Origin of the sequence: Paenibacillus sp. CF384 (genome assembly GCF_900106745.1) — a bacterium.
In the GTDB taxonomy this organism is placed as follows: domain Bacteria; phylum Bacillota; class Bacilli; order Paenibacillales; family Paenibacillaceae; genus Paenibacillus_Z.
This window is the reverse complement of the sequence record NZ_FNNV01000017.1, coordinates 92,555-106,448: the sequence shown is the minus strand read 5'-3', so window position 1 is coordinate 106,448 and position 13,894 is coordinate 92,555. Positions and strand designations below refer to the sequence as shown.

Below are 13,894 nucleotides of genomic sequence, written 5' to 3'. Positions count from 1 at the left end.
CGTCTTGACTTCCTAATAAGGGGAAATCAAGGATGCAGACCAACAAAGGATTCGCGAAACATTATTATCTCATGCTATTGCCCGGACTGGTTTGGTTGTTCTTCTATAATCTCTTTCCTATGTACGGCATCATGACGGCTTTTAAAGATTTTAATCCGGGTATGGGCATCTTAAAGTCTCCCTGGATCGGTTTAGAAAATTTTCAATATATGTTCGAGCTTGACGACAGCAAGATTATTTTCCGGAATACGATCTTCATTGCATTAGCCAAAATGGTCGGTAATCTCGTTGTTCCGCTTGCGTTTGCGCTGATGCTGAATGAAGTCAAGAATAGATTGTTTACCCGTGCGGTGCAGACGGTCGTGTATTTGCCGCATTTTCTGTCCTGGGTTATTGTGGCGGGCATGATGCTGGATATTTTCTCCTATTCGGGTCCCGTGAATCAGGTTTTAGCCAGCTTTGGGCTGGAAAAAGGGTTGTTTTTCGCCGATGCGCAGATATTCCCGGTGCTCGTCGTCGGAAGTGACGTGTGGAAGGAGTTCGGCTTCAATGCCATCATTTTCTTCGCGGCGTTAACTTCCATTAACCCCGAGATGTACGAGGCTGCTGCGATTGACGGCGCGTCCCAGTGGAAACGATTGACCCGCATCACCCTTCCGAGCATTATACCGGTTGCCGTGCTTCTCGCAACGCTGAGCATGGGCAACATTCTAAACGCAGGCTTCGATCAAATCTTCAACTTATATAATCCAACGGTCTATTCCACCGGCGACATTATCGATACTTGGGTATACCGCGCAGGACTCATTGATATGCAGTATGGCTTAGCAACGGCGGTGGGACTATTGAAATCGGTTGTGGGATTCGTCTTGATTGCCGCTTCATACAGCTTGGCTTACCGGTTTGCCAACTACCGAATTTTCTAAGGTAAAGGATGAAAGCATGATGATTACCGAACGTTCAGCGGTTTCCAGACTTTTCAACGGATTGAATATCATACTCCTCTTGGCGATTATGCTCTTGTGCTTGTTGCCGGTCTGGTATACCTTATCCATTTCATTAAGCGATAAAGCTGCGGCGTCGGCAGGGCAGGTGTTCTTGTGGCCGAAAGGCCTCACGGTTGGTTCTTATGAGACGATCATGAAGGACGACCAATTTTTCAAATCGTTCTTTATTTCCGTACAGCGCGTCCTCTATGGATCTGCCATCTCCTTCTTCGTTGTTCTCTTAATGGCCTACCCGCTTTCGAAGAACGGGAAGGAATTCAAAGCCAGGAACGTGATCATGTGGCTTCTGGTCTTCGCGATGCTCTTCAACGGCGGCTTAGTGCCGTGGTATCTGACGATGAAATCGCTCGGCATGATCAACAGCATCTGGGGGCTCGTGCTTGGCGGGGGCTTGCCGGTATTTAACGTCATTCTCGTCATGAACTACTTCCGGAATATGCCGAAGGAAGTGGAAGAATCCGCATTGATGGACGGAGCGGGGCCGTGGCGGATCCTGTTCAGCATCTTCTTGCCGCTCGCGATGCCAGTGCTTGCAACGGTGCTCGTATTTACGATCGTGTACCATTGGAACGAGTTTTTCCAAGCGCTCGTGCTGATGAATAAATCGGTTCACTATCCGCTGCAATCCTACATCCGGCAGGTCGCGGTGGTGATCGATCCGACCAAGATGGATGAGGAATCGGTCAAACGAATGTCGGCGTTATCGAACCAGACGCTCAATGCGGCCAAAATCTTCATTTCGATGCTGCCGCTGCTCGTTATTTACCCCTTCTTGCAAAAGTATTTCGTCAAAGGGATCACCCTTGGCTCGGTAAAAGGTTAATAAGCGAACGGATGGTGAGTCATAGTCATGAAGCGCTTTGTTGCTCTGCCTCTGGCGGTCTGTCTGCTTAGCTTGGTTTATCTAGTCTCCGCCTGCAGCAGCTCGAATCAGGAAGCGGATAAACCGGTGGTGAAAGCTGTGGCTGATCAGAAGCAGAATCAGGACGAGAAACAAGAGCAGAAGAATCAAGGAACGGCGGTTCCGGACTGGTCAGAGAAGGCCGTCATGTACGAGGTTAACGTCAGACAGTACTCGAAGGAAGGTACGTTCAAGGCATTCGAAGCCCATCTGCCGCGGCTCAAGGAGCTTGGCGTGGATATCTTATGGTTCATGCCCATTCACCCGATCTCCAAGAAGAACCGTAACGGGACCTTGGGATCCTATTATGCGGTTGATGATTATAAAGCGGTCAATCCGGAGTTCGGGACGGAGGAGGATTTCCGGGCACTGGTGAACAAGGCCCATGAAATGGGCTTCAAGGTCATGCTGGATTGGGTGGCCAACCATACGGGCTGGGACAATCCATGGACGGCGAATCCGGGCTGGTATTCGACGGACGAGAATGGCCATATCATGCAGCCTGCGGGCACGAATTGGACGGATGTAGCGGACCTTAATTATGACAGTGCGGATATGCAGGCGGCGATGATTGATGCCCTTAAGTATTGGGTTGCCGAGTTCGATATCGACGGCTATCGCTGCGATTATGCGGGCGGCGTGCCGACGGCTTTCTGGGAGAAAGCGCGAGCGGAGCTGGAGCAGATCAAGCCGGTCTACATGCTGGCGGAGGACGATCAGCAGATCGGACTGTTGAAGCATGCGTTCAATTCCAATTACGGATGGCAGCTGTATAACATGATGAACCGGATTGCCAAAGGTCTCGGCAATGCTGAGCAAGTGAAGAAGTACGGGGAACGGCTGGCGAAGACCTATCCGAGCGGCACCTATCCGCTGAACTTCACGTCCAATCATGACGAGAATTCCTGGACAGGGACGGAATATGAACGGCTGAAGGATGCGGTGAAACCGATGGCGGCGCTCAGTTTCTTAATGCCGGGCATGCCTTTGATCTACTCGGGACAGGAAGCCGGATTGAACAAGCGGCTCCAGTTCTTCGAGAAGGATGAGATTGCGTGGAACGATACGTCTACGTCTTCGTCGATGTCGACGTTGTACACGGATCTGATTCGACTCAAGCATGACAATCCGGCACTGTGGAACGGCAAATCAGGAGGAGCCTATCGAACCTTAGCAGTCGGCGACAACGGCGATATCCTTGCGTTCGAGCGAACGAAAGATGCCAATACGGTCATCGTCGTGATGAATTTGTCGGGCGAACCTGTGAAGAGCACGATTCAAACGGGTGAAGCTGCAGGAAGTTATAAGGCGTTTCCTTCCGGGGCAGCGGTGGATGTCCAAGCAGAACAGGCCGTCGAGTTAGCGCCATGGGAGTACCAGATCTACACGCGTTGAATGATTCGGAGTCCGGGGTTGCCCGGGCTCTGAGCTTTGGCAAGTTATGAATGCGGTTACATTTTGGATTTGGATAAGGAGGTGGGGCCGGCCAGTGCATGTTGAATGATGGCTAAGGTACCGCATTACATAGTTAGATGTGTTCCGCGATTGAAAACAATGAGGAGGCTTGTTAATGCGTAGTAGAAGCAGAATCTCGGTATATTTAATGGTTGTGGCCCTTATCTTCTCCCAATTGGTGATCTTCCCACATACGGCGAAAGCGGCCGGTGGACCTGACTTGGTAGTAACGGGCATCACATGGACGCCGGCTAACCCTGCCATTGGCAGCGAGGTAACTTTCAGCGCCACGATTAAGAATCAAGGTGCTGATCCTAGTCCGGCAGGCGTTGTGCACGGTGTACTGTTTACCGTTGACGGTACATCCGTAAGCTGGAGTGACAACTATACCTCGTCGATCGCAGCGGGGGCATCTGTAACGGTAACGGCGACAGGAGGTCCAAGCGCCAAAGCCTCATGGACTGCTGCATCCGGAACGCATACCGTGAGCGCGTATGTGGATGACGTGAACCGAATTGCGGAATCGAATGAAAGTAACAATACCTGGAGCCAAAGCATCACGTTATCCGGTTCGGGTACGCCTGACTTGGTCGTAACCGATATTACGTGGACGCCTGCTTCGCCTCAGACCGGCAATGAAGTGACATTTCGTGCGGTCATCAAGAACCAAGGTACAGCAGCGACATCAGCGGGCACGATTCACGGCGTGTTGTTTACCGTAGATGGGACATCCGTGAACTGGAGCGATAATTACACCTCTTCGTTGGCTGCAGGTGCGTCCGTAACGGTAACGGCCACGGGAGGTCCAAATAGCAAGGCTTCGTGGACTGCGGCATCCGGCACGCATACGGTGCGAGCTTTTATCGATGACGTGAACCGCATTGCAGAATCCAATGAATCGAACAATACGTTCGACAAAAGCATTACAACCGGAGCGGGCGCAGGGACAGCGGACCTCATCGTAACCGACGTTTCCTGGTCGCCGGCTTCCCCTCTGACAGGCAATGAAGTGACATTCAGTGCGGTCATTAAGAACCAAGGGACCGCTGCTACGCCTGCAGGTACTATACACGGCGTTGTTTTTTCCATTAACGGTACATCCGTCAACTGGAGTGACAACTACACTTCCTCGATACCGGCGGGCAGCTCCGTCACGGTAACGGCTACAGGAGGACCAAACACCAAGACTACCTGGACGGCAGTGACCGGTACGCAGACGGTAAGAGCTTTTGTGGATGATATCAACCGCATAACGGAATCGAATGATAATAATAACACGCTCGATGAAAGCATCCTGGTGAGCGTACCTAGCAAGCCTGACTTGGTCGTAACGGATGTTACATGGTCGCCGGCCGCTCCTGCAGCAGGGAATGCCGTCACATTCAGCGCAGTCGTGAAGAATCAGGGGACAGCAGCCACGGCCGCCGGAACGGCGAGCAATGTGTCTTTCTATGTAAATGGCACCAAAGTAAGCTCAGTCATTAACTACACCACATCCATCGCAGCAGGCGCTTCCGTCACCCTCACGCAAAACTCCGGTTCATGGACAGCCGTAAACGGCATTCATACGGTAAACGCTGTCGTGGACGAGACGTCGTTGATCAGTGAATTGGATGAGAACAACAACAGCTACGGCAAGAGCCTCACCATCGGCGTCGTTCAGAACTATGGCGCAACCGTGCCTTATGACAGCTATGAAGCGGAGGATTTAACGATTGTCGGCGGGTCTGTTACAGGTCCAAGCACGACATGGACAGTAGCGGAATCGGAAGCATCAGGCAGAAAAGCAGTACGTCTGGCACAAGGGCAATCCGTAGAATTAACGCTGAGCAATCCTGCACAAGGAATTGTGGTGCGTTACTCGATGCCGGACAGCGCAACAGGTTCAGATATTTCTCAAAATATCAGTGTCTATGCGGGCACTGCCCATGCAGCGGATATTTCGTTAACAACCAGGTACGCCCACCAGTATGGACAATATGGCTCCGACGGCGGCGAGATGCAATGGTCGAATACGCCGGGCATCAACCACCATCGGTATTTTGACGAAAGTCGCGTGCTTCTTGGCCAGCAATATGCAGCAGGTACGAAGATCAAGCTGCAGTGGGATGCGAATGATTCCAATCCTTCCGGAAACAGCTATGTCCTGATTGATTTCATTGAAACAGAAGCCGTTCCCGCGGCACTTACGAAGCCTTCGGATTATGTGGCGATTACGAATTATGGGGCAACGGCCAATGACGGCGTAGACGATACGGCGGCGATGACCTCGGCGATTGCGGCTGTGAACGGAACTTCCATTAAAGGCGTATGGATCCCTGAAGGTACCTTCGACTTCAAAACAGGAACAAGAGGCACGACCAAAATCAAACTGCCAAGCGGCGTGTCTGTTAAGGGTGCAGGTATGTGGCGCTCGACATTGCAAGGTGCGTATGCTGGGATTCTTTTGCAAGGTGGGAATGTAACGCTCTCTGATTTCATGATCAAGGCGGAGGAAACCTATCGCTCGAATGCAACGGGTATTGCCGGCATTGAAGGAAATGCACTGAATTCGACGATCATGAATATTTGGATGGAGCACACGAAGGTTGGCCTATGGTTGAACGAAGGAACGGCAAATGCGCTGGTTTCTAAGCTGCGCGTCCGGGATACTTGGGCAGATGGAATCAACATTAACGGAGGCACGCTCAATACGATCGTGGAGCAAAGCAACTTCCGTAACAATGGCGATGATGGTATGGCCATGTGGTCCAAATCGCTTAACGGCGGCACTGGAACAGTGGAAGGCAGTACATTCCGCTATAACACGGTGCAGATCCCGAATCTAGCGAACGGCATCGGCATCTATGGCGGCAAAAATAATACGGTAAGCAATAATCTCATTCTGGATACGGTCGATAACGGCTCAGGCATCCAGTTCGGTACGAATCATAGCCCTACAGCGTTCACAGGCACACTTACGATTACGAATAACAAGCTTGTTCGCAGCGGGTCGTACCATCATGATTATGGCTACCAAATCGGAGCAATCTGGGGGTATTGGGTCAATAATAACGGTCTTGCTTCTGGATTGACGATTAATGTTAGCAGCAATCTGATCGACAGCAGCACGTATTCGGGTGTGTTTATCGAGGAACCAAGCTCCAGCGCGGTCGTGAATTATACGTCCAATACAATCAATAATTCCGGCACTTATGGGGTCTATGTAAGAGGCTCCGCGAATGGATCGGCAGCGTTCAATGCGAATACGGTTAATGTCGCGCCGTCCGGCAAGTTCAAGAATGATTCGGCGAGCTTTACTGCAACGGGTTCGGGGAACAATTGGTAGGTATCTTGGTAGATTAGAGTGATGGAACAGGCCGGCGCCTTTAAGGTGCCCGGCTTGTTTTATTTTGTTGCGAGAGAAGAGGTTAATGGATAGCAAGGAAAGTCAATAGGATGCAATAGTATCGCTCATGCGGCGATTGTACAATTAGTAGGAAATGTAAGCTTTAGGAGAAAACTTAATCGGAGAGGAAAGATGACATGAAGAAGCGAATAGGCGCCTTCGCGATGGCGATGATGATGCTTGCACCTATGAATACCTTCGCGGCTGATGCTGTGGCTGCCTCATCGGAGGGTGTAGTTTACGGTACCAATCTTGTTCCTAACGGGGATTTTGAAAGCGGTGCCATAGATTGGCCGAACTGGGTCAATATCAATATCGGCAAGGAAGCTCCGCACGGGAAAGAGCAGGCTTTGAAAATCCCTGCCGGCTTCGGCATTACCGGCCTCGATTTCGGTGCGCTTGAACCGAATAGGACGTATCGTTTTGGTGCCTGGTATAAGTTTGTGAATGGCGATGCTGGCGGTAATTTGAAGCTGACGCTGGGGAAGAGCTTTTCGAAGCAGCTTGATTTTACGGAGAACGACGGGGAATATCACTATATTGAAACGATCTTTACCGCACCGCCCGAGCTGATGCCAACCTCAAATTCGAATCTAACGCTCGTGAAGTGGTCCGGCGCGGATTTCTATCTGGATGACGTGGTGCTGGAGAAGGTTTCGAGCGCAGAGGATGTGAAGAAAGAGGCCATTGCGCCTTCATTCTTGCATGCTGCGGACAATTCGGAAACCGCAGTTGATCTGGTATGGGAGAAACCGCAAGGGAATCCGGCCGTGAAGTATACCGTTTATCAGGATGATAAGGCAGTCGGCGATACGGCGAACACATCGTTTACGGTGAAGGGGCTAGAGGCTGGAGGCGTGTATAACTTTAAGGTTGTTGCGGCAAAGGAGAGCCAGACTTCTTTTGCAACGAATACGCTTAATGTGCATACGGTAACTCCCCTTCCCGCGCTGACGAAAGAGCTGTATCCGGGTCAAATCGGTGTCGGTCTGGAGGGGATTGGCGGTCGTGGATATGAGTTCGCGGATGCGGCCAAAACGCTGCGGCAATGGGTGAAAGCAGACGGAAGCGAAGGCGTGAAGGTCGATGCCAACGGCTGGCCGAAGGAGGATGCGGCGACCGTGTTCTTCGACCATCGCCCGGTTGCGGCGTGGTTGAATGATATCGATGATCCAACGAAGCAATTCCCGGATATCAGCGGCGTGTACAAGCTGTCTTTCAAGGGACAAGCGGTGCTTGGCAATATGGATGCTTCGAGTCCGTTTAAGGTGGAGAATCAGAAGTATGATAAGAAGTCAAACACGACGACGGCAGATATTGTACTGGCCAAAGGCAACGGCTTGCTGTATATGACTTTCACGAAGACTAGCGGCGGCGTGAGTGATGTGAAGTTGATGCGTCCGGGTTATTCTGCCGGCGATACGTTCACGAAGGAGTTTCTGCAGGCGCTTCAGCCGTTCGGCACGCTTCGTTTCATGGATTGGCTGAGCACCAATAACAACAATCCGGCTTATCCGGCGGTTACGGAGTGGAGCGATCGCAAGTTGACAACAGATGCGACGCAGCTGCTTCAAGATGGTACGCACGGCGTGGCGTGGGAATATGTAATTGCGCTAGCTAACCAAACTGGCAAGGATATTTGGATCAACATCCCGGTCGCGGCAAGCAATGACTATGTGAAGTCGCTGGCGGCATTGCTCAAAGCGAAGCTGAACCCGGGTATCAAAATTTACTTGGAGTACTCCAATGAAGTATGGAACGATCTGTTCACGCAGCAGGCTTACAACAAAGCCGCGGCTTTAGCTGAAGGGGCGAAAGAGGGATCGGCGCTGAGTCAGTATACGATGCAATCGTATTTTGATGACCCGAATGATGGCGATTATACGCCGCAAAAGCGTTCATGGACGCGTCACCGGATTGCGCAGCGGTTGATCGAGATCGGGCAGCAGTTCCAGACCGTCTTCGGCGAAGACTCGCTGAACACGCGGGTTAGACCAGTACTTAGCTGGTTTGCGATTATTCCGGATCAGTACGAGGATATGCTGAATTGGGTTAGCAAATCGTACGGTGATCCTAAGAACTATTTCTATGCAATTGCCAGCGCGCCATACTTTAATTCGAGCGCGGCAAGTGACGCGGCATCGACAACCGAGGTACTGACTGCAATGCAGGAAGACAGCAAACGGTTCAGCGGCCCGGATGAAACGAAGCAGGAACTGATTACCTTGGCGGATCAGTATGGCCTCAAATCGTACACGTATGAAGGCGGCCCGGATTCCGGCGGCGGCAGTACGATCAACGTGGAGAATCGAATCGCTGCACATCGTTCGGAGCGAATGGGCGATCTTGTGAGGTATGATGTCGGCAACAACTTCTTGGATAAGAACGGCGACATGTTCATGTACTTCACGTTGACGAGTGGCTATAACCGTTACGGCATGTGGGGCGCGTCCGAGGATATCCTCGATAATCTGGATACTCCTAAATATAAGGCGCTGACATCGCTGCTTGGAACCGATGTGCAGCCGTTCAGCGACGTGGCGAAGTCTCACTTTGCTTATGAAGCTGTAAAATCGCTGTATGCCGCTCATATCGTGACAGGAGAGAATGGAAGCTTCCTTCCGAAGCGCGTGCTGACGGGCGGCGAGCTCCAAACGATGCTGAATCGCATAGGGGCGTATGTGCAGTCGCGTTCGGTCGCAGCGCTTGCTGATTATACGGCTGCGAATTTAGGCGACGGCGCCGTAACTCGCGAGAAGCTTGCTGTACTGTTGGTGCAAGCCTATGAGGCAGGCACGGGCCGGAAGGTGAAGCATCCTGAAGCAGTGGTATTGAAGGATGCGAAGCAAGTGAAGGCTGATGCGCTGACTTCGGTCGAGGCGGCAGTCGCAACCGGCCTCCTGTCGGCAGACGGCGGCAAGTTCAAGCCGCAGGCGAAAGTCACCCGCGCAGAAGCAGCAGTCGCGCTTGCGAGATTGCTCGAGTACGTTCGCTAGGGCGAGGGAGTCTGAGGGAATGGGTTGGGATGACGGAACGCTGGAGTATGCAAGACGGTAGGGAATGCAAGGACGGAAGGACCCGTCATGACTGAACGACACGCAATGTCGTAATGGAATGCAAGGAAGGGTTTGGGACGGACAAGTTAACCGGTAACGGTTGGCTTGTCTGTTTTTCTTTGGTTTTGGGTGTCGGAACCTGCGACCCGCCACAAACTTAATCACCGCACTCGCACTCGCACCGATACCGACACCAACACCAACACCAACACCAACACCAACACCAACACCAACACCAACACCAACACCAACACCAACACCAACACCAACACCAACACCAACACCGATACCAGAACCAGAACGAGAACCAGAACCAGAACCAGAACCAGAACCAGAACCAGAACCAGAACCAGAACCAGAACCAACCACACCAACCCCGACACCAACCCCGACACTACCCCTACCCCTCAACTCCCGAGAGACGCTAACTAGACTGTTTCAGTAACTTCGACCTCTTAGCTTAGCTGTAAGGGGCTATTTCGCTTACGAGGCGTAATGTGGGTGGTTTTGAGTGAGGTAAGCGGATATATCGCTTACAGGGGTGGAAAACAGTAGATTCGGGTTAGTTTTGCGAGAATGTAGGCGCTGTAAGCGGCTATTCCTCTAATGGAGTGTAAAGTGGTTGATTTTGAATGCTGTAAGAGGATATGCCGCTAATAGGGAGGGATAACGGAGAAATCGGGTTAGTTTGAGAGCTGAGAGTAGGTATTTCCGACTCTCAGCATTGAAATAGCTGGTTTTGGCTGCTGAGAGTCGGATTTGGCGCTTCTCGGTATCTGTTGCGAGGGTGATAGGGTTAGTTTGCGAGCTGAGAGTAGGTATTTCCGACTCTCAGCATTGAATAAGCAGGTTTTGGCTGATGAGAGTCGGATTTGGCGCTTCTCAATATCTGTTACGAGCGAGATAGGGTTAGTTTGCGAGCTGAGAGTAGGCATTTCCGACTCTCAGCATCGAAATAGCAGGTTTTAGCAGCTGAGAGTCGGATTTGGCGCTTCTCAGCATCTGTTGCGAGCGAGACTGGTTAGTTTGAGAGCTGAAAGTAGGTATTTCCGACTCTTAGCTTCGAGATAGCAGGTTTTAGCTGCGATTCTCAGCAGCCGTCAAAAGTAAATGAAAAGCAACGGATGTCAATATTGACGCATAGTACCGCGGCGGGGCAGTTGCTACAATCAAGTTAAAGCTGCACGTTAGTGTGAAGTTCAGGGATGGAAGGGATGAGAGGCTGCAATGGTTTTGGCTAATGACAGCAGTTCGGATTGGTCGAACGGGAGAAGGGCACGCCGTCCGCTAACTTGGGGGTATGCGCTTGTGTGGTATCACGGATTTAGTCGGCAGGGAGACGACTCGGTGCTGGGGAAGCTCGATTTCTTGAAGCGGCATGGGCTTGTCACGACCGGCATAGACTTGAGTGAAATGGCAAATATGGACGAGGCACGCCGCAATTACATAGGCGAAGAGCTGGTGAAACACGGGCTTCGGCTGACGCCGCATATCGGCTTTAACTACTTAAACGCCGGCAAAGACGAGCGAGAACGGGAGACGGAGCGCATCGCGGAGCAGCTACGACTCTACTTGCCACTCATGAGAGGTCAAATCGCGACGACGGGGATGCGTGCCGGACATCGATTTGACCGTGTAATGCCGCTCGAAGACAAGCTGGCTCGTATATCGGAAGCGATGACGCCGCTCGCGGCCATCTGCTCGGAGCTGGGTGCACCGCTAAGTGTGGAAAATCACGGTGACTACTACATCGCCGACTTGGTGCAGCTGTGCCAAGCGACCAAACAGCTCTACATTTACTTGGATACCGGCAACACCTACTTAATCGGGGAACGGCCGCTGCCTGCTTTTGAACTGGCAGCACCTTACACGATCGGCACGCATTTCAAGGATCATAGCGTAAGACCGCGTCCGGACGTTTATCCGCTTCAATTCGAAGTGAAAGGCGCAGCGCTTGGTGACGGCGACGTTCCACTGCGCGAGTGCTACGAGCTGCTTATGAAGCATGCACCACTAAAGGATAAGCTGGTCATGGAAGTCGAGATGATTAGCCCAACAGATATGGATCCCCAGCTGTGTCTAGAGCGCTCCCTACGATTCATTCAATCGCTTGAACCTATTCCCAAAGGAGAGATTATACAATGAGTGAAGCTAAGTTACGCGCAGTCGTTATCGGCTGCCGAATGGGGTTAAACCATGCGAAGGCTGTCGCCTCGCTGTCCGAGTTTGAGCTTGCCGGTTTATGCGATCTGAATGCGGAGACGGCTCGTGATGCTGCTGCCCAAACAGGCGGCTCCGCTGCGATTTATACCGATTTCACACTTATGCTGCAAGAATTACAGCCGGATGTTGTCATCATCGCAACACCAACAGGCTCTCACGCCCGTTTGACCATCATGGCTGCGGAAGCAGGTGTGAAAGCCGTTTACTGCGAGAAACCGATGGCCGTTAATATGGGGGATTCCCGCAAAATGATGGAAGTTTGTGAAGCGAACGATACCCTCCTCATAATCGGCCACCAAAGACGTATGTCCGCGCCGTTCATGACCATGCGCAGATTAATTCAAGAAGGAGCCATCGGTAAGCCGCGCCTGCTGCGTGCAACTTGCGCGGGTGATTTCTTAAGCGATGGCACACATAGCGTAGACATCCTTCTTAGTCTCACAGGCGATGAGAAAGTCAAATGGGTGCTTGCCTCCATGTTCAGACAAGACGTTGAGCCGGGCTTGCCGGATCAGTACGATTATGCCATCTTTACCGGCCGACGATACGGACATGCGGTAGAAAGCGGGATGATGGTGACGCTCGAATTCGAAAACGGACTCCGCGCGGAATTTCTAACAGGCGATGCGAGACTGCCGGGCAGCGACTACCAAGACATTGAGGCAATCGGCGATCAAGGTCGCCTGTGGCGTGCCGGCGACAGCGCGAACCCGCAGCTGCAAATTCAAGATGCACAGGCCGGAGGTTTCCGCGCTGCCGAGCTGGATGCGCCGGATGACTTCAACGATGGCCTCCCAGGCGTGTTCCGTCAGCTGGCCATCTCCATGCAAACCGGCGCTCCTCATCCGCTCGCAGCATCCACCGCAATTAATGTAATGGAGGTCGTCATGGCCGCATACGAATCGGCAAGACTTGGCCGCAGAATTGAGCTGCCGCTGAACCAGGACCGATTCCCGCTTGAAATTATGCTGGAAGGTGCGGTGACGGCACCATGAGCATCATTGCATGCTCCACCTCCGTTCGCTGCGGTTCCGGCTTTGAAGAAGCATTAGCATCTATCTCTTCGGCCGGCTTTCGCTTCGTGGACATTCTCGCTATCGATGGTTGGGTTCATGTCCCTACGAGCGAGCTTATAACCGAACACAGCCTAGCCCAGCAAATTAACCGCACTAAGCAGCTGTTAGTTCAATATAACTTACAGCCTGTAGCCACCAACAGCGGCGTATCTCCGCAGCTTCATGACCGTTCAGCCGAAGCCATAACATGCAGAAAGGCGGAAACGGCCGGCCTGATGCAGTGGATGAAGGCGCTGAACATTAACATAGCAGCCATCCAGCCGCGGCAGCCCGATCGTTCTCGTCCTTGGGAAGAGGTGCTTGGCGATTGCATTGCATCGCTTCGAGAGCAGCTGGAGATTGCAAAAGCAGAAGGCATTCAGATGGCACTGGAGTTCCACGTCAACAGTCCATTCGAGACGATGGAGCAGTGCTTGCATTTGATGGAGCTGATGCCGGAAATGCCGATCGTCTATGACCCGACCCATTTTGTGATGCAGGGGGTGCCGCTTGAAGAGACGTTTGTATTCTTAGATCGGGCAGTTCATGTCCATCTGCGGGATGCGGCAAACGATCAGATGCAGGTTCGTTTTGGCGCCGGTGCTGTCGATTTCGAGCGGATCCTGATTGAGCTGAAGCGGCGCGGTTATCAAGGAGGCTTCTCCATTGAATATTTGCAGACGGATCAATTCGACGTGATGGAAGATGCCGTTCAGCTGTATGCTCGCATTAAGGAAGCTTTTCCAGCGGTAACGATGTAGCAATAGCAAGGCCAAACCCATGGACGGTGTTCATGGGTTTTTGGATAT

At 52.1% G+C, this 13,894-nt stretch carries 9 protein-coding genes; 8 read left to right on the top strand and 1 reads right to left on the bottom strand.

Annotated features, from left to right (window positions below; genetic code table 11):
• Nucleotides 1–32 precede the first annotated feature (32 nt).
• From BLW29_RS23980 to BLW29_RS23960, 5 genes are all read left to right on the top strand, one after another.
• On the top strand, nt 33–926 hold the full coding sequence (locus BLW29_RS23980) for an ABC transporter permease (RefSeq protein ID WP_090984363.1): 894 nt from the start codon (nt 33–35) through the stop codon (nt 924–926).
• A gap of 19 nt (nt 927–945) precedes the next feature.
• Nucleotides 946–1,830, top strand: coding sequence for a carbohydrate ABC transporter permease (locus BLW29_RS23975; protein ID WP_090984361.1), 885 nt, complete (start codon nt 946–948; stop codon nt 1,828–1,830).
• Between the two features lie 27 nt (nt 1,831–1,857).
• Nucleotides 1,858–3,303, top strand: coding sequence for an alpha-amylase family glycosyl hydrolase (locus BLW29_RS23970; RefSeq protein ID WP_090984359.1), 1,446 nt, complete (start codon nt 1,858–1,860; stop codon nt 3,301–3,303).
• Nucleotides 3,304–3,478: 175 nt separating this feature from the next.
• Nucleotides 3,479–6,691, top strand: coding sequence for a CARDB domain-containing protein (locus tag BLW29_RS23965; RefSeq protein WP_090984357.1), 3,213 nt, complete (start codon nt 3,479–3,481; stop codon nt 6,689–6,691).
• A 197-nt stretch (nt 6,692–6,888) separates the two neighbouring features.
• Nucleotides 6,889–9,747: an S-layer homology domain-containing protein gene (locus tag BLW29_RS23960; RefSeq protein WP_090984355.1), complete on the top strand. Its 2,859-nt coding sequence runs from the start codon at nt 6,889–6,891 to the stop codon at nt 9,745–9,747.
• Between the two features lie 221 nt (nt 9,748–9,968).
• Here BLW29_RS23960 and BLW29_RS31530 read toward each other — a convergent pair whose 3' ends face one another.
• Nucleotides 9,969–10,202 carry a hypothetical protein gene (locus BLW29_RS31530; RefSeq protein ID WP_177186801.1) on the bottom strand — a complete coding sequence of 78 codons (234 nt, stop codon included), beginning with the start codon at nt 10,200–10,202 and terminating at the stop codon, nt 9,969–9,971.
• 832 nt (nt 10,203–11,034) lie between these two features.
• On the opposite strand from BLW29_RS31530, the gene BLW29_RS23950 reads away from it, so the two are divergent.
• The 3 genes from BLW29_RS23950 to BLW29_RS23940 are packed head-to-tail and all read left to right on the top strand — an operon-like array spanning nt 11,035 to nt 13,846.
• Nucleotides 11,035–11,952: a sugar phosphate isomerase/epimerase family protein gene (locus BLW29_RS23950; RefSeq protein WP_090984351.1), complete on the top strand. Its 918-nt coding sequence runs from the start codon at nt 11,035–11,037 to the stop codon at nt 11,950–11,952.
• Nucleotides 11,949–13,025, top strand: a complete 1,077-nt coding sequence (locus BLW29_RS23945; RefSeq protein ID WP_090984349.1) for a Gfo/Idh/MocA family protein — start codon at nt 11,949–11,951, stop codon at nt 13,023–13,025. Before BLW29_RS23950 ends, BLW29_RS23945 begins: the two co-directional genes overlap by 4 nt.
• Nucleotides 13,022–13,846, top strand: coding sequence for a sugar phosphate isomerase/epimerase family protein (locus BLW29_RS23940; protein WP_090984347.1), 825 nt, complete (start codon nt 13,022–13,024; stop codon nt 13,844–13,846). The genes BLW29_RS23945 and BLW29_RS23940 overlap by 4 nt, the downstream gene beginning before the upstream one ends.
• The last annotated feature ends 48 nt before the right edge of the window (nt 13,847–13,894 follow it).

What these genes read in the sequence shown, in the direction of transcription:
- BLW29_RS23945 (WP_090984349.1), top strand. Translation starts at nt 11,949, where the DNA reads ATGAGTGAAGCTAAGTTACGCGCAGTCGTTATCGGCTGCCGAATGGGG.
- BLW29_RS23980 (WP_090984363.1), top strand. Translation starts at nt 33, where the DNA reads ATGCAGACCAACAAAGGATTCGCGAAACATTATTATCTCATGCTATTG.
- BLW29_RS23975 (WP_090984361.1), top strand. Translation starts at nt 946, where the DNA reads ATGATTACCGAACGTTCAGCGGTTTCCAGACTTTTCAACGGATTGAAT.
- BLW29_RS23950 (WP_090984351.1), top strand. Translation starts at nt 11,035, where the DNA reads ATGGTTTTGGCTAATGACAGCAGTTCGGATTGGTCGAACGGGAGAAGG.
- BLW29_RS23970 (WP_090984359.1), top strand. Translation starts at nt 1,858, where the DNA reads ATGAAGCGCTTTGTTGCTCTGCCTCTGGCGGTCTGTCTGCTTAGCTTG.
- BLW29_RS23960 (WP_090984355.1), top strand. Translation starts at nt 6,889, where the DNA reads ATGAAGAAGCGAATAGGCGCCTTCGCGATGGCGATGATGATGCTTGCA.
- BLW29_RS23965 (WP_090984357.1), top strand. Translation starts at nt 3,479, where the DNA reads ATGCGTAGTAGAAGCAGAATCTCGGTATATTTAATGGTTGTGGCCCTT.
- BLW29_RS23940 (WP_090984347.1), top strand. Translation starts at nt 13,022, where the DNA reads ATGAGCATCATTGCATGCTCCACCTCCGTTCGCTGCGGTTCCGGCTTT.